At 71.2% G+C, this 15,546-nt stretch carries 13 protein-coding genes; 5 read left to right on the forward strand and 8 right to left on the reverse strand.

The window, feature by feature from the left end; translation table 11 throughout:
* Window positions 1-40: 40 nt before the first annotated feature.
* A complete protein-coding gene (locus tag OG972_RS09745) occupies window positions 41-1,669 on the reverse strand; it encodes a transposase (RefSeq protein ID WP_266980137.1) in 1,629 nt (542 codons plus the stop codon).
* A gap of 371 nt (window positions 1,670-2,040) precedes the next feature.
* Here OG972_RS09745 and treZ point away from each other — a divergent pair, with 371 nt between their 5' ends.
* Window positions 2,041-3,801 carry a malto-oligosyltrehalose trehalohydrolase gene (gene treZ / locus OG972_RS09750; protein ID WP_266980138.1) on the forward strand — a complete coding sequence of 587 codons (1,761 nt, stop codon included), beginning with the start codon at window positions 2,041-2,043 and terminating at the stop codon, window positions 3,799-3,801.
* A 91-nt stretch (window positions 3,802-3,892) separates the two neighbouring features.
* Here treZ and OG972_RS09755 read toward each other — a convergent pair whose 3' ends face one another.
* Together OG972_RS09755 and OG972_RS09760 are read right to left on the reverse strand one after the other, a co-directional pair.
* Entirely contained in the window at window positions 3,893-5,020 is a 1,128-nt protein-coding gene (locus tag OG972_RS09755; protein WP_266980140.1) for an aminopeptidase P family protein, read from the reverse strand.
* A 72-nt stretch (window positions 5,021-5,092) separates the two neighbouring features.
* Entirely contained in the window at window positions 5,093-5,728 is a 636-nt protein-coding gene (locus OG972_RS09760) for a nucleoside/nucleotide kinase family protein (RefSeq protein WP_266980142.1), read from the reverse strand.
* A gap of 90 nt (window positions 5,729-5,818) precedes the next feature.
* On the opposite strand from OG972_RS09760, the gene OG972_RS09765 reads away from it, so the two are divergent.
* Complete coding sequence (locus tag OG972_RS09765) at window positions 5,819-6,208, forward strand: VOC family protein (protein ID WP_266980144.1); 390 nt, start codon at window positions 5,819-5,821, stop codon at window positions 6,206-6,208.
* A gap of 276 nt (window positions 6,209-6,484) precedes the next feature.
* Here the strand turns inward: OG972_RS09765 and OG972_RS09770 are convergent, their stop codons facing one another.
* The 3 genes from OG972_RS09770 to OG972_RS09780 all read right to left on the reverse strand — a co-directional run bounded on the left by OG972_RS09770 (window position 6,485) and on the right by OG972_RS09780 (window position 9,053).
* Window positions 6,485-7,060: a hypothetical protein gene (locus OG972_RS09770; protein ID WP_266980146.1), complete on the reverse strand. Its 576-nt coding sequence runs from the start codon at window positions 7,058-7,060 to the stop codon at window positions 6,485-6,487.
* A complete protein-coding gene (locus OG972_RS09775) occupies window positions 7,057-8,142 on the reverse strand; it encodes a hypothetical protein (protein WP_266980148.1) in 1,086 nt (361 codons plus the stop codon). The genes OG972_RS09770 and OG972_RS09775 overlap by 4 nt, the downstream gene beginning before the upstream one ends.
* 164 nt (window positions 8,143-8,306) lie before the next feature.
* Entirely contained in the window at window positions 8,307-9,053 is a 747-nt protein-coding gene (locus OG972_RS09780) for an ABC transporter ATP-binding protein (protein WP_266980150.1), read from the reverse strand.
* A gap of 750 nt (window positions 9,054-9,803) precedes the next feature.
* On the opposite strand from OG972_RS09780, the gene OG972_RS09785 reads away from it, so the two are divergent.
* A complete protein-coding gene (locus OG972_RS09785) occupies window positions 9,804-10,142 on the forward strand; it encodes a hypothetical protein (protein WP_266980152.1) in 339 nt (112 codons plus the stop codon).
* Between the two features lie 39 nt (window positions 10,143-10,181).
* Here the strand turns inward: OG972_RS09785 and OG972_RS09790 are convergent, their stop codons facing one another.
* Window positions 10,182-10,841 (reverse strand): response regulator transcription factor, encoded by a 660-nt coding sequence (locus OG972_RS09790; protein ID WP_266980154.1) that lies wholly within the window; start codon window positions 10,839-10,841, stop codon window positions 10,182-10,184.
* Window positions 10,829-12,058, reverse strand: a complete 1,230-nt coding sequence (locus OG972_RS09795) for a sensor histidine kinase (RefSeq protein ID WP_266980156.1) — start codon at window positions 12,056-12,058, stop codon at window positions 10,829-10,831. The genes OG972_RS09790 and OG972_RS09795 overlap by 13 nt, the downstream gene beginning before the upstream one ends.
* Before the next feature lie 191 nt (window positions 12,059-12,249).
* On the opposite strand from OG972_RS09795, the gene OG972_RS09800 reads away from it, so the two are divergent.
* Window positions 12,250-12,942: an ABC transporter ATP-binding protein gene (locus tag OG972_RS09800; RefSeq protein WP_266990376.1), complete on the forward strand. Its 693-nt coding sequence runs from the start codon at window positions 12,250-12,252 to the stop codon at window positions 12,940-12,942.
* Window positions 12,939-15,527 (forward strand): ABC transporter permease, encoded by a 2,589-nt coding sequence (locus OG972_RS09805; protein ID WP_266980158.1) that lies wholly within the window; start codon window positions 12,939-12,941, stop codon window positions 15,525-15,527. Before OG972_RS09800 ends, OG972_RS09805 begins: the two co-directional genes overlap by 4 nt.
* The last annotated feature ends 19 nt before the right edge of the window (window positions 15,528-15,546 follow it).

A 15,546-nucleotide genomic window follows, 5' to 3' on the forward strand; every position in this document is an offset into this window, starting at 1 on the left:
GATCATTGAGGGGGTCGTTCGTAAGATCCGGACACCGTTCCTAACCAGTGTGCGTAAGTGAGTCTTGGACCCACTGTTGCGTTCTGGGCGCATCCCGAACGGTTGTGGATGCACTGGTTTCCCGCTTTCGCTTCCCGTTCGGCGACGGTCCTCCAGGGGGCCGGTCCGTTGTGGGTGGGCGGGTTCCCTCACGCCCCGGGTCACCTGGTCCGGCCTGGACGGTCCGATGCCCCGCACGATCACTCCGGTCGTGTGGGGGCGGTGCCGTCCGACGCCGGACCGGGTGTCCAAGGGCGCGTCGTCCGATCGCGATACCGGCGGCATCGTGACGGGACATCTTTCGGCGTGGGGTGACCAGCGGTTTCTGCCAGTGCTGGGCACCCCACATGGAGGTGTAGGCCGGGTCGACCGCGACGACCGCGAGCCCCTGTTCGGCGGCCATCGACACCAGCCGGGCCTTGAGTTTCCCGGTCGGGATGCCGGAGATGAGCTGCCGGAACCGCTTCTGGCGGCCGTGTTTCTCCCGGGTCTTCTCGGCGGTGAAGTCGAGGTCCTCGATGCCGATCGCGGCGACACCGGCACGCACCGCCCAGTTGATCAGCCGGGTCAGCGCGTGGCGGAGCTGCGCGTCGCGGTGACCGGCCGAACCGGACAGGTCGTAGGGGAAACGGTGCGGGTCACCGACCGGGTTGCCGTGCCGGTCGAGCCGGTAGGCGGCGAAGTGGTCGGCGTTGGTGTCGACACCGATCATGCCCTGGGCGCGGGCGGTGGCGAGCGGGACCGTCTTGACGACGGGGCGTTGCCAGGATGCGGTGAGGTACCAGCGGCCGCGGCCCGTGTCGAGGTGGATGCGGTAGGCGACGGCCCGGTTCGCGGTGATGCGGTCGGCCCACTCCGCGCCCCGGTGCGCGAACGCCACGGTGGCGGTGAGTGTGTACCGGCCGTGCCTGGCGTTGGCCAGGTACGCGAGCGGGGCAGGCAGCTTGATCGACACTTCGCCGTCCGGGGTGACGCGGATCGTCTCGTTCCCGAACCGCTTCCCCGACTCACCGTCGGCGGCAAGAAACCATCGTCCCGCCTCCCAGCGTTCCCGCCACTGCTCCTCGGTGAGCTCGGCTTGGGTGAGATGGTGGCGGGTGTTCAGGAGCCTTTTACCGCCCCGCACCACCCGGACCCGTCCGGCCTGCCGGTCGGAGACAGCAGCGGCGTGCCGGTCTTCCAGCATCGCGAGGCGACGGGACTTGCGGAACCACTCGTTCTTCGACCGGTAGCCGCCCGCAGCCCGCTTCGTACCGCGTTCCCCGACCGGGAGGGACAGGCGGTGCCGCAGCGTCTTGATCCCGGCTTCCAGGTTCTGGATATGCGCCGCCTGGCAACGGCGCGCGAGCGCCCACTGATCGTGGGTGGCCTTGGTGATCGCCCCGGCGATCCGCGACGACGACACCCCGGTCAGGTCCCGCTTACGCGCCGCCCACGTCTGAGCGCTGTGATCGTGGCCGTCCGCACAGCGAGCCTTGAGATCACGGGAGGCCAGCGCACCCTGATGCTCACCGACCGCACGCAGCACCTTCTCGTCCTGGGGCGTGAGGTGCCCCAGACGGTCCCGGATCGCCACCCCAGCAGGCCCCGGCACCACGAAGGACGCCGCCAGCTCCCGCACACCACCCACCCCATCACCCCCTCCCCCTCAGGGTTGGATACCTGTCACCCAGCCCAACGAGCAGCAGCCGCCAAGGTCACCCATTCGGCCACAGAACCCCCGTTCCCATCCCCGCGAACCCACTGACAGGACTCACTCCCGCTCACCACCACTCACTTCAGGTCTGGAAGGCGGAGGCGGAGGCTCCCCAGAGGAATCCCGGCGGGAACGTCGGCACGGTCATCTCGGCCTCCAGCAGCCGTACGAATGAGCAGAACCTGGCAGGGCAATGATCAGAACCAGACCTTAATCGCCAGTAACGGGCTCGATCCAGTGTCGTGGGCCGGTGATCCCTACTTCTGCCGACCATGGGGCCGGAACGAGGAGACGAGGAGCGACGCATGCTGTTCGAGGTATGGGCACCGGAGGCGGATTCGGTCGGTCTGCGGCTGGCGGGTGAGCTGCGGGCGATGGAGCGCGACCCGGCACGAACGGGCTGGTGGACGACCGAGGCGGAGGCCGCGGACGGGGACCGGTACGGCTTCGTCCTCGACGACGGCCCCGTGCTGCCCGATCCGCGCTCACGCCGCCAGCCGGACGGCCCGGACGGCGAGAGCGCCGTCGTCGACCAGGAGGCGTACGCCTGGCGCACCGAGTGGGCGGGCAGGGGGCTCCCGGGCGCCGTCCTGTACGAGCTGCACGTCGGCACATACACCGGGGAGGGCACCTTCGACGCCGCCGCGGCGCGGCTGCCGCACCTCGCCGAACTGGGCGTCACCCATGTGTCGCTGATGCCCGTCTGCCCGTTCCCCGGCACGCACGGATGGGGTTACGAAGGGGTGTCGCTGTGGGCCGTGCACGAACCGTACGGCGGTCCCGAGGGGCTTAAGCGCTTTGTCGACACGGCGCACGGGCTCGGTCTTGCGGTGGTCCTCGACGTGGTCCACAACCACCTGGGACCGTCCGGCAACTACCTGCCCGCCTTCGGCCCGTACTTCACCGAGACCCACCACACGCCGTGGGGCGCCGCGGTCAACCTCGACGCCGCGGGATCGGACGAGGTCCGCGCGTATCTGCTGGGCAGCGCGCTCGGCTGGCTGCGCGACTACCGGCTCGACGGACTGCGGCTCGACGCGGTCCACGCCCTCGCCGACAACCGGGCGCTGACCTTCCTGGAGGAGCTGTCCGCGGCGGTCGACGCGCTCGCCGCGGAGCTCGGCCGTCCGCTGCCGCTGATCGCCGAGTCGGACCGCTGCGACCCGCGTACGACAACGCCGCGCGCGGCGGGCGGCATCGGGCTGCACGCCCAGTGGAACGACGACTTCCACCACGCCCTGCACACGGCGCTGACCGGCGAGTCCCAGGGCTACTACGCCGATTTCGCCGCCGCTCCGCTGACCGCCCTCGCCAAGACCGTGACGAGCGCCTTCTTCCACAACGGCACATATTCCAGCTTCCGCGGCCGCGCCCACGGCCGCCCCGTCGACATCGCCCGCACCGCGGCCACCCGCTTCGTCGGCTATGCGCAGACCCATGACCAGATCGGCAACCGGGCACTCGGCGACCGGCTCTCCGCCTCCCTCTCCCCCGGGCTGCTGGCCTGCGCGGCGGCGCTCGTGCTGACCGGCCCGTTCACCCCGATGCTGTTCATGGGCGAGGAGTGGGGCGCCCGAACCCCCTGGCAGTTCTTCACCGACCACACCGACCCGGCGCTCGCGGAAGCGGTACGCAGCGGCAGGCGTCGGGAGTTCGCGGCGCACGGCTGGGCGGCGGACGACATCCCGGACCCGCAGGACCCGGCCACCCGTGACCGCTCCTGTCTGGACTGGACCGAACCGGAACGTGAGCCGCACGCCCGCATCCAGGCCTGGTACCGCGAACTGATCGCACTGCGCCGCGCCATGCCCGACCTGTCCGACCCGGATCTGGCATCGGTGAAGACGGCCTTCGACGAGCAGGCGCGCTGGCTGGCCTATCGCAGGGGCGATCTGCGGATCGCGGTCAACCTCGACGAGAAGCCGGCCACGATCCCGCTCGGCGTCGGCCGGAACCGGAACAGCGGGGGCAGGGTGCTGGCCGCCTGGGAGCCGGTGGAGACGCCGGGCGCGGACGGGCTGCTGCATCTGCCGCCCGAGTCGTGCGTGGTGCTCGCCGACGACTGAGGATCCGCGGAAGTGGTGCCGTACGACGTACCGCACCACTTCCGCGACCGGGAGGCGGGAGCCGGGGGGCTGAACGCTCCTCCCGGTCCGGCTATTCGACGATCGCCAGCTCGCGTGCGGTGGTGTTGAGCCTACGCCCGCCGTCCTCCGTGACGGTCACGATGTCCTCGATGCGGACGCCGAACCGGCCCGGCAGATAGATGCCGGGCTCCACGGAGAAGCACATCCCGGGCACCAGCGGCTGCTCCTCGCCCTCGATCATGTACGGGGGCTCATGGGTGGTGACGCCGATGCCGTGGCCGGTCCGGTGGATGAAGCGCTCGCCGTAGCCGAACTCGGTGATGACGGCGCGGGCCGCCCGGTCGATCTCCTGGCAGGCGACCCCGGGCCGGACCGCGCGGCAGCCGGCCTCCTGCGCCTCCCGCACGATGTCGTGCACCCGCTGCTCCTCGGCGCCGGGTTCGCCGACATGGACCGTGCGCGAGGTGTCGGAGCCGTAGCCGTGCTTGAGGCCGCCGAAGTCCAGCACCACCATGTCGCCGCGCTCGATGGTGCGGTCGCCCGCCTCGTGGTGCGGGTTGGCGCCGTTGGGCCCGGAGCCGACGACGGTGAAGTCGACCTGCGAGTGCCCGAACTGCTTGAGCAGCGCGGCGAGATCGGCGGCGACGTCGGTCTCCTTGCGGCCGGAGAAGCGGACCTTCAGGATCTCCTCGTACGTGGCGTCGGCTGCGGCCCCCGCTGCCGCGAGACGCTCCAGCTCGGCGGCGTCCTTGACCGCCCGCAGCATCGGCAGGGCCTCGGTGAGGGAGACGTACGAGGTGCCGGGGAGGAAATTCTGCAGCCCGAGCAGGTGCATCGCCCAGGCGTTGTCGCTGATCCCGAAGCGGCCGGCCGCGTCGAGCAGCGGGGCGGTCACGGCGTACGGGTCCTTGCCGTCCGTCCAGTCGCGCAGGGTCAACGCAGGGGAGCCGACGGCCCGCTCGGCGTCCGGTGCCTCCAGGGTGGGGACGACGAGGACCGGGTCCTGGCCCGCCCTGAGGACGAGGAGGGTGAGGCGTTCGGTGTTCACGGGGTGGTAGCCGGTCAGGTGGACGAGGTCCGGGCCCGGTGCGACGAGGACACCCGCGAGCCCCGCCTCGGCGGCGGACTCGGCGGCCCGCTCCATCCTCGCCCGGTAGTCATCGGCGGTGAACGGCACGGGCTGGTCGGGGCTGGACATGCGGAACCTCCTGGCGATGCGACACGGCACACAGCATCCTGCCCGGCGGCGGGAGTCGGCGCGAGTGGGGGGTCAGGACGTCGGGCGAAGCCGTACGACGAGGTCGGCGCGGTCCCGGCCACGGTCGACGAGCCGGGCATTGGTCTCGTCGGACCCGGCCACCCAGCGCTCCGCGTACGGCTGGGGCTTGCCGAACCGCACATGGCGATCGACGAGCCGGCGCACCCGCACGTCCGGGTCGAGGTCCAGGAACCAGACCTCGTCGAGCAGCCCGCGCACCGGCGCCCAGGGGCCGTCGTCATGGAGCAGGTAATTGCCTTCGGTGACGACGAGCGGGATGTGCGGTGGTACGGGAACGGCCCCGGCGATCGGCTCCTCCAGGGTGCGGTCGAAGGCGGGAGCGTAGACGGGCCCCTCCTCCCCGGGCGTGCGCAGGCGTCGGAGCAGGGCTGCGTACCCGGCGGCGTCGAACGTGTCGGGGGCGCCCTTGCGGCCGGCCCGGCCCAACCGGTCCAGCTCGGCCCGGGCCAGGTGGAAGCCGTCCATCGGGACGAGGACGGCGAGCCCGGCCAGCGTCTCGACGAGCTGGGCGGCGAGGGTGGACTTCCCGGCTCCGGGCGGCCCCGCGATGCCGAGTATGCGGCGATGGCCGGGGGTGGCGAGCCGGCGGGCGCGGGCCGACAGTTCGCCGACGTCACTCAGGTGCATGCGGGCATTGTCCCGGCAGGGGAGGCGCGCTCGGTAGTGTTACGTATAACTCTGCCGTATGACCCAGCTCCGCACCCCCGAGGAACCGCCATGTCCCACATCGCCCTGGTCACTCTGGTCGTCCGCGACTACGACGAGGCCCTCTCCTTCTACACGGACGCCCTCGGCTTCGAACTCGTCGAGGACACCGACCGCGGGGACGGATCCCGCTGGGTCGTCGTCCGCCCGCGCGGCGCCGCGGCGGGTACGGGGCTGCTGTTGGCCCGCGCCAAGGGCGAGGGCCAGCAGGCCTCCGTAGGCGCGCAGACCGGCGGCCGGGTCGGCTTCTTCCTGCACACGGAGGACTTCGCGGCCGACCACGCACGGATGCTGGCGGCCGGAGTGCGCTTCCTGGAGGAGCCGCGCCACGAACCGTACGGCTCGGTCGCGGTCTTCGAGGACCTGTACGGCAACCGCTGGGACCTGCTCCAGCCCGCGTGAACCTCGGGTTTCCCGCCTCGCGGGAGCGTTGTCAGTGGCCGCTGTTACGTTCGGTGACATGACTGAGGGCGGCGAACCCGCCCACCAGCAGACGTCTTGCCTGCTTCCAGTACTCGGTCTCCTGGATCTTCCAGAAGGTGTCGGACTTCAGTCATCGGTGTGCAGCCCGGCCCGTGTCCACGGCGTCGGCGCGGAGCGTGTCTTGGTGGCGACGCCGATGCCGCCGCAGGAGAGCCGGCGCAGGCCGCCTTCCGCGCATTCCACGTGGTTGAGACATCAACGAGAAGCTGAAGTCCGTGAGAATGCCGGCAGGAGTGCGAGTGCGAACAGGGCCACCGTAACCAGCCACGCAGTCATGCTGTCGGAGGGGTAGAGGGCAATGGCCCACCAGGTGTGGGTGGTGTAGCCATCGGGGTTGTAGGCGCGGCCGAGGATGAGGTTGATGATGAGGAACATCAGCCCTGCTCCCGCTGCCGTGGCTTCGTTGGCGAGGCGGCGTGTGAGGAGTGCGAGGGCGAGGAGGAGAGTGACGTTGCGGGCGATGTCCATCCCCACCACCGGTCCGGCCGCGTGCGCGAGGGCCGCAGTGAGAATGATGGCGCCCTGATCGAACCGGCGGACGGGCAGGACCGCTGTGGTCTCAGCGTCATGTAGCTGCCGTTCCAGGCAGTACATGACGGCGATGACGATCAGGACAGGGGTGAAGTAGGCGAGTTGGGCACTGCCCATGCCGCTGACCAGGCTCGGGACAGGGACCTCGCTCGCCCCCACCGTCCAGCACACCACGACGAGCAGGGCGAGCGCCGCAGGAGCGGCCCACCAGTGGCGCACAGTGATCGCATAGCGGTTCATGAGAGGGCCTTGTTGCAGTGCTTCTGGCTCGCGGCTGTCTTGGTGAACCAGTCGGCCTGCTCTTCGGCGGGAAGCCGACGGATCTTTTGGAGTGCCGCCCATTCCGTAGGGGGCAACGCTGCCTGTACACCCTTTTCGTCCAATCCGACCACCAGGGCAGCCCAGGCGGCTGCGGGAGATCCCGGCTGTCGGCAGTCGTCCACACCGGCGAGCGCGGCTGTCCCGGTTACTGCCGATTCCGCCAGGTCTGCGGCATATTGGGCGGGATCCTGGCCATTGCCGCGCGGAGGCAGCGACCAGGTCAACGGCCACGTGCCCGGCTTGAGCGGAACCTTCGCGGAGGTGACGCGCAGCTCTTCCGGGACAGTTATTTCAGCATCCTTCAGCCGTTTGACCGGAGCCAGGGCGTCTCGCCGCAACTGTCGGGCGTAAGGCTCGTACTCCGGCGGTACACATACCCTCGGCGCTTGACCAGTACAGGCCATGGCGACGCTCCGGGGGCTTGTGGGGTTCTGATAACCCCAGTCGATCACCAAAGCGCGGCCGACGGTGAAGGTGACTGTCGCCACGGCGAAGGCGACAGCCACCGCCCAGGCGCGTCGGCGCATCCGGGCCAGCACCCAGAACGCGAGGGCCAGGCCAGTAACAACACCCCACGGCACTAGATAAACAGCCGGGGTGAGCACATCGGTGACGGTCGACTGCCCGTCGATGAAGCCGCCCAGGTGACGCACCCAGGGGTTGGACATCGCATGCGGCATGGACAGCCACGCCCAGCAGCCGATTCCGGCAGCGGGTGCCGCGATACTCCTGGGCATGATGAGTCCGAGGGACCAGCCGATGACCAGCCAACCGAGCGAAAGCACGATCAGGTGCGCTACAGCGAGCCACCCGGCCCCGCCGGGCAACACGCCCACCGCCTGGTAGGCCATCACGAGCGCCCCGGCGGCGAGGACGAGCAGCAGAAACAGGACCGGGGTAACAGCCCGCAAGAGCTGCCTTACCGCGCTGCGTTGGCCGGTGGTGCTCAAAGCGCCCAGCAGGCGGTGGCGGCCCGCCTCCCACGCGGCAGCTGCGGCCACTGCCGGGGCGATGACCGCGATGGCGTGGGCGGCTAGTTCACCGGACTCGACCCCGTACCTCGATGGTGCGGTGAAGGTGGCGTCGTCGATGTACAGACCTGCGTACAGCAAGATGGGAAGCACCAGCCACGGTGCGGCCGAGGCACGGAGATTTGCCCAGGTAATCATTCGGCCGCCTCCAGGAGCGACGCGTAGGCGCTCTCCAGGCGTCGACCTGGCGCACAGTCCGGGGCAGCGTGGCCAGCGAAATCCTTAACCGTACCCCTGAACCTCGGTTTCCCCGATTCAAGGACCACAACCTCGTCGAACGCCTCGTCGAGGTCGCCGATGTCGTGAGTGGAGACGATCACATGGACCGTGCCACGCAGCGAAATCAGCAAGTCGAGGAACCGACGCCGCTGATGCGGGTCGAGCCCGACGGTTGGCTCGTCAAGAAGAAGCAGTTCGGCATCATGGACGAGCGCCTGTGCAAGGGCGATCCGCTGCCGCTGGCCACCGGACAGTGTCTTGATTTTGCTGTTGATCTTTTCGGTGAGACCGACGCGTTCGATCGCCTCCGTCGCGGCGTGCCAGGCGTCACGCTCCCGCATGCCCTTGAGCCAGCCCACATAGGCCACGTGCTCTCTGCACGTCATCCCGGGGAGGAACCCGGGATGTTGCGGCAGCCAGGAAACCTTGCTTCGGTAGGCCCGCATGTGTGCGCGGTTGGCCGGATCAAGTTCCCCGTACCGGATGCGTCCCGAATGCGAAATCGAGGCGCTGGCGCCGAGGGAGAGCAGGGTGCTCTTGCCCGCACCGTTGGGGCCGAGAAGGACGGTGTGACCGGGTGAGAACGCCAGGTCCAGCCGGTCGAGGACCGGACGTGACCTCCGGCCGTAACGGAAGGTGCAGGACTGGTAGTGCAGGGGCATGAGGGTCCCTCGGAGCAGAAAAAGGGCCCTCCCTCGGGGGTGCGCACGCGCTGCGCGTGCGCACCCCCGAGGGAGAGGGAAGGCGCTTAGTACGTCACGGTCAGCGACTTGACCCAGACGTGCACGCCCACAAGGGCATCGTTAACAGCAAAGTAGTAGTCGCCGGAGCCGTGGTCAGCCCACGTACCGGAAGAGGTTGACGTGCTGCCGGCGAAGCAGTTGGTGAACGAAGCTCTCGTGTAGTACGGGTCCGGCCCGAGAGTGTCCTTACGGAGGAGGACACTGACGCTCTTGTTGCTGTAGTCATCCGTGCAGCCGGTGAACTTGATGTTGGTGGTCCCGCCGCTGTCGGCCCAGCGGCGCGACTCGAAGCCCGGACCAGCACCCGTCAGAGAGCTGGACCAGCTCGACGGCTGGGCTCACGCAGGGCAGTCAGATGTGCAGATCTCATGTGCACTCCTTGGAGTTGACGTAACGAGATGATCGAGACGGTATGGATTCAGTCAACCTTTGATCAACAGTCGCGCTATTTTCGGTCAATCATTGACCATTTCGGCGCCATGCTCGTTAGCGGTCTTGGCCGCGCGGTCAACCCGGAGCGAACCTCTTGACGGCGGCCTCCAGCAGGGACGGCGCACCGGTGCGACGGTCGGCGCCTCTGTCGGTCATCGGGTCAGCTACTCTTCGTGCGCCTCGCGGGAACGGCTGGCGTTGGGTGAGTAGTTGTGGGCGTGCTGCCGGGACCTGGGCGTGGGCAACGGCACGGCGTACGCGGACCGGCTCGCCGCCCTGCGCGGCGAGCTCGAACTGCTCGGTGACTTCCCGCAGGCGGTGCAGCGGGCGGCGGCCGACCTCGACGGGAGCGACGGGGACTGGCGGCGTCGCGGAGTCGGCCACATCCTTGTCGAGGAGCAGCTGCGCATCACCCTCGCGGCTGCCGAGGAAGGGCTGACGGACCTCGCCCGGACCTCCCTGACCGAGGCGAAGGCCTTGATGAGGCGTGCGAAATGGCAGTCCGACACCGGGATCGGCGAGCTGGTCCGGGAGGCGAAGTGGGCGGTCGCCCGGCTGCGCGGCGCGTCGGACTGAGCGGCCGGGCACGTCCGACCGAGCGGCCGGGCAGGGTGTTCAGCGGTTCGCCCGGCCCTCCAGGTACGCGAGTACGGCGAGCACCCGCCGGTGCACCGTGCCGTCGTCCGGTTCCAGACCGAGCTTGGCGAAGATCGAGCCGATGTGCTTGCTCACCGCCCTCTCCGTGACGACCAGTTCGGCGGCGATGGTGCCGTTCGCCTTGCCCTGGGCCATCAGTTCCAGCACCTCGCGTTCGCGCGGGGTGAGGCTCTGCAGGGGTTCGGCGGACGACCTGCGGGTCAGCAGCTGGGTCACAACCTCCGGGTCGAGGGCCGTGCCGCCTGCCGCCACCCGGTCGAGGGCCTCCAGGAACTGGTCGACCCGGCCCACCCGGTCCTTGAGGAGGTAGCCGATGCCCTGGGCGCCCTGGGCGAGCAGCTCGGCGGCGTAGGTCTCCTCGACGTACTGGGACAGGACGAGGATCGGCAGCTCCGGCAGCTCTGCGCGGGCCGCGACGGCGGCGCGCAGGCCCTCGTCCCGGAACGTCGGCGGCAGCCGTACGTCGAGGACTGCGGCGTCCGGCCGGTGCTTCAGCAGGGCGGGAAGGATCTCGGGCCCGGTGGCAGCGTCGGCCACCACCTCGTGGCCCGAACCGGTGAGCAGCAGGATCAGGCCCTCCCGCAGCAAAGCGTTGTCCTCGGCGATCACGATCCGCACGGCAGCTCCACTTCGATGTCCGTCGGCCCTCCGGTGGGGCTGCTGATGCGGGTCGTGCCGTCCAGTGCGGCGACCCGCCGCCTGATCCCCAGCAGGCCGCTGCCGACGCGTTCGTCCGCGCCGCCGTGTCCATCGTCCCCGACGACCACGCGCAAGGTGTCGGGGCCCCTGCCGATCCGGATGGTGGCGGCCGTCGCGCCACTGTGCTTGCTGATGTTGGTGAGCGCCTCGGCGACCACGAAGTACGCCGCCGCCTCGATGGCGGCCGGGAGCCGCCGCCCGTCCTCGACACCGTCGAGGTCCGCCGTGACGGGGACGGCGGCATCGGCGGCCAGAGCCCGTACCGCACCCGCCAGCCCACGGTCCGTCAGCACGGGCGGATGGATGCCGCGGACCACCTGCCGCAGCTCCGCGAGGGCTGCCTCCGCGCCGTCATGCGCCTCGTCGAGGCGGAGCCGGGCGGCGGCGGGGTCACGGTCGAGGAGCTGCTTGGCGAGCCCGATGCGCATCGACAGGGCGACGATCCTGGCCTGGGCGCCGTCGTGCAGATCCCTTTCGATGCGGCGCAGTTCGGCGCCGTGCGCCTCGACGGCACCGGCCCGGCTCTCCGTCAGCTGCGCGATCCGGTCGGCGAGTTCGGCGGAGTGCGACGAGGTCAGCAGCGAACGGGACCAGCTCGCCGCGAGGTCCGCGAGCACGGGGTGCCAGCGCAGTACCCAGCCCTGCCGCTCGGGAAGCGGTGTGCCGTACTCGTCGGCGGTGCGCCGGTCCAGGGCGTGGACGACGGTCAGTGCGGCTCCGTCCACGAAGAGACCGACCGGCCACAGGATCAGGGTGAGATAGCCGAGTCCGTTGCCGATGAGGGCCTGGACCGGCAGCCAGAGCGCGTCACGCCAGGTCGCGGGGTCGGTGAGGACCCGGCGGACCCGCTCGGACAGTTCCCCGCCGTCCAGTGGCAGATACTGCGCCGGGCGGAACGGGACCCCGAGCCGCGCAGCGGACCGGCGGCGCTCGAAGTCCGTGAAGCGCCGCAGCAGTTTGGCGGCCTCCGGCAGGGCGGGCAGCCCGATGATCACGGCGGCGAACATCAGGACGGCGACCACCAGGAACGCGCACACGTAGGCGAGCAGTGCCACCGGAATGCCGATGAACAGATAGCGCGAGGCATCCCACGAACGCCGGATGGCGACCGTCAGCGGGGCGGGATCGGTGCTCATGTCAGGTCACGTTACGGGGGTCCGTCCGACTGCGGAGTGGCACCCGCCCCCGGCTCATGGTGGAGCTGGCTGCACCCCCGTTCCGGGAGCCCGCACTCTCCCCCGCAACCCTGTTCGCTCCTAGCGTTTATGCAGGTCAGGCAGTATGCAAGCGGCAGCGGAGGTAACCAACGGTGGACACGGTCACGGCAATGCGGGCGACCGCGCTGAGCCTGGAGTCGGTGAGCCGGCGCTACGGGCGGCGCGGCGGCGCTCGGGAGACGGTGGCGCTCGACGCGGTCAGCTGCGCGGTCCCGGCCGGAAGCTTCACCGCGGTGGTCGGCCCTTCCGGGTCCGGCAAGAGCACGTTCCTGCAGTGCGCGGCGGGGCTGGACCGTCCGACCTCGGGAACCGTACGGATCGGTGGCACCGATCTGGGGTCGCTGAGCGAGGCGGCACTGACCCGGCTCCGCCGGGACCGGGTGGGCTTCGTCTTCCAGTCGCACGCACTGAACCTGGTGCGGTCGCTGTCCATCGTGGAGAACGTCGTGTTGCCGCTGGTGCTCGCGGGAGCGGATCCGGCCGATGCCGGGGTGCTGGCCCGTGGGCAGGACCTGCTGGCCCGCGTGGGTCTTGCGGGGCGCGGGGCGGAAAGTCCGACCACGCTCTCGGGCGGCCAGCAGCAGCGGGTCGCGGTGGCCCGCGCGCTGGTGACCGAACCTGCGGTGATCTTCGCTGACGAGCCGACGGCGTCCCTGGACCCGGAGTCGGCGGCGCTGGTCCTCGGTCTGCTGCGGGACGCGGTCCGGATCGACGGCCGTACGGTCGTCATGGTCACGCATGATCCGGTGGCGGCGAGCTGGGCGGACACCGTACTGACGATGGACGGCGGGCGGCTGCGATGAGCACGAGGATCCGGAAGGCGGAGACCGTGCGGGCGCGGTCCGGGGGGCGGCGCGCGTCGGCGTTCCTGGCCAGGCGCTCGCTGACGGCGCACCGGCGGGCGTGGGCCGCGGTGTTCGTGGCGACGGCGGCCACGGCGGCGCTGATCGGCGCGTTCGCGCTGGTGCTCGGCTCGCTGCTGCTGGCGCAGCCGCCGGTGGAGCGGTACGCGGGCGCGGACGCGGTGGTGGCGGCCGACCAGAAGGTGTCGTACACGGCGAAGCCGTGGGGCAGCGAGCCGAGGACGACGACGGCATATGTGTCGGAGCGGGCCCGGCTGGACCGGGCCGTGGTGGCGAGGGTCGCGGCGGCCGACGGGGTCACGAAGGCGGTCGCGGACGACTCGGTGCCGCTGACGCTGGGCGGTGGCGCCGGCGCGGTCGGCCGTTCCTGGCCGTCGGCGGTGCTCACTCCGTACGAGCTGACCTCCGGCCGGGCGCCGCGGAGTGCGGACGAGGTGGTCGTCGACCGGGCGCTGGCACCCGCCGGGGCCGAGGTCGGCTCGACCGTGAAACTCCAGGTGGAAGGCGCCGCGCGCCCGTACACCGTCAGCGGTGTCGCGGAGGCGGGCAACCGGGGCGAGGGCGCCCCCGCCGTCTTCTTCACCGAAGCGCGGCTGACCGCGCTGGCCGGGCACCCCGGCACGGTCGACGCGGTCGGGATCGTCGCGCGGGACGGCGTCTCCTCGGACGCGCTGCGGGACTCGTTGGGCGACGCGTTGCCCGACCGTACGGACACCGGGCGCGGCATCCGGGTCCTCACCGGCTCCGCACGCGGGGAGGCCGAGCGCCTGGACGCGCTGGGCGGCCGCGGTGATCTGCTGGCGCTGCTCGGCTCGATCGCGGGCACGGTCCTCATGGTGGCGCTTCTCGTTCTTTCCACGACCGTCTCCCAGGCGGTCCACCAGCGCTCCGGTGAGCTGGCGCTGCTGCGGGCGGTCGGCGCGACGCCTCGGCAACTGAGGTCGGCGGTCGGCCGGGAGGTGAGCCGCGTGGCCGGTGCGGCGGTGGTACTGGGCGGGGTCGGGGCCGTGCCGCTGGGACTGCTGATGCGGTCGCTGCTGACGACGGATCCGCTGCCGCTGCCCGCGCCGCTGTGGCTGCCGCTCGCGGCAGCCGTGGCCGCCGCGGTGTTCGTCGCCGGGGCCGCACGTCCGGTCTCGCTGCTCGCCGCCCGGTCGATCACCGGGATGCGGCCCGCCGCCGCGCTGAGTGCGGCGCGCGCACCCGAGCCGGGTGAGCCGGGCCGGCTGCGCACCGGTGCGGGCATGCTGCTGGCCGTGGGCGGGGTCGGTTCGGCGGTCGCGGCAATGGCGCAGGGCGGTCAGGCGGCCGCGGTGGCCGCGTCGGGTGCGGCGACGTCGCTGGTCATCGCGGTGGCGTTGCTCGGGCCGTGGATCGCGCGGGCGGCGACGCGGGTGCTGGGTGCGCCGCTGCGGCGGGCGGGCGGTGTCTCCGGGTTCCTGGCGGCGAAGTCGGCCGCTGCCCACAACCGGCGGCTGGGCGCGGCGATCACACCGATCGTGCTGGTGGTCGCGTTCGTCTGCGTCCAGCTGACGGCGGGGGCGACGCTGGAACGGGCCGCCGACCGGCAGGCGGCGGCCGCGCTGCGGGCGGACCTGGTGGTTACGGCTCCGGTGGGGCTGCCCGCGGACGCGGCGGCCGCGGTGCGCAGGGCGCCGGGCGTGGCGGCTGCGACAGGTGTGCTGCGGTCGTCGGTCCTGCTCGCGCACCACGAGATGGGCGACCCGAAGCTGGACCGCTACCCGGTGCTGGGTGTGACGGCGGGCGAGCTGGGCGGCACGGTCGATCCGGGCGTCGCATCGGGTGACCTGGCCGCCCTGACGGGGCGCTCCACCGTCGCGGTCGGCAGGGACCGGGCGGACGATCTCGGCGTCGGCATCGGCGACCGGGTGCGGTTGCGGCTCGGTGACGGTACGGAGAGGGGGCTGCGGGTCGTGGCGGTGTACGAACGGGCCCTGGGGCTCGGCGAGTTCATGCTGCCGCGCGAGGCGCTGACCGGGCATGTGTCGGCGGAGCGCGATGCCCGCGTCCTGGTCCGCTCGGAGGCCGGGTCGGCTGCGGCCTCGGTACGCCGCGCGGTCGCCCCGTACGCCGGTGCGGAGGTCCGGGCCGCGACGGCGGACGACGTACGGATCGCGCCGTCGTCGTCGGAGAAGGACGACGCGCTGATCGTCATCGGGGTCGGGGTGATCGGCGGGTTCGCGCTGCTGGCGGTGGTGAGCACGCTGACCCTGATCACAGTGGGCCGCCGGCGGGAGTTCCGCCTGCTGCGACTGGTGGGGGCCGGGCGCAGGCAGGTGACGCGGATGCTGTTCCTGGAGACGGGGCTGGTGGCCGTGGCGGGCCTGACGATCGGCACGGCGGTGGCGGCTGTCCCTCTGATGGCGTTCGCGGTGTCGGCCGCGGGGACGGCGCCGTACCTGGAGCCGGTGCGGTACGGCGTGCTCGCGGGGGCGGTGCTGATGGCTGCGATGGCGGGCCTGGTGATCCCGGGGGCGTCCGGGGGCCGCGTCAGGAGGCGGTGAGGGTGCGGTGGGCGGCCGG

Source organism: Streptomyces sp. NBC_01669, assembly GCF_026339735.1.
GTDB classification, from domain to species: Bacteria; Actinomycetota; Actinomycetes; order Streptomycetales; family Streptomycetaceae; genus Streptomyces; species Streptomyces yanii.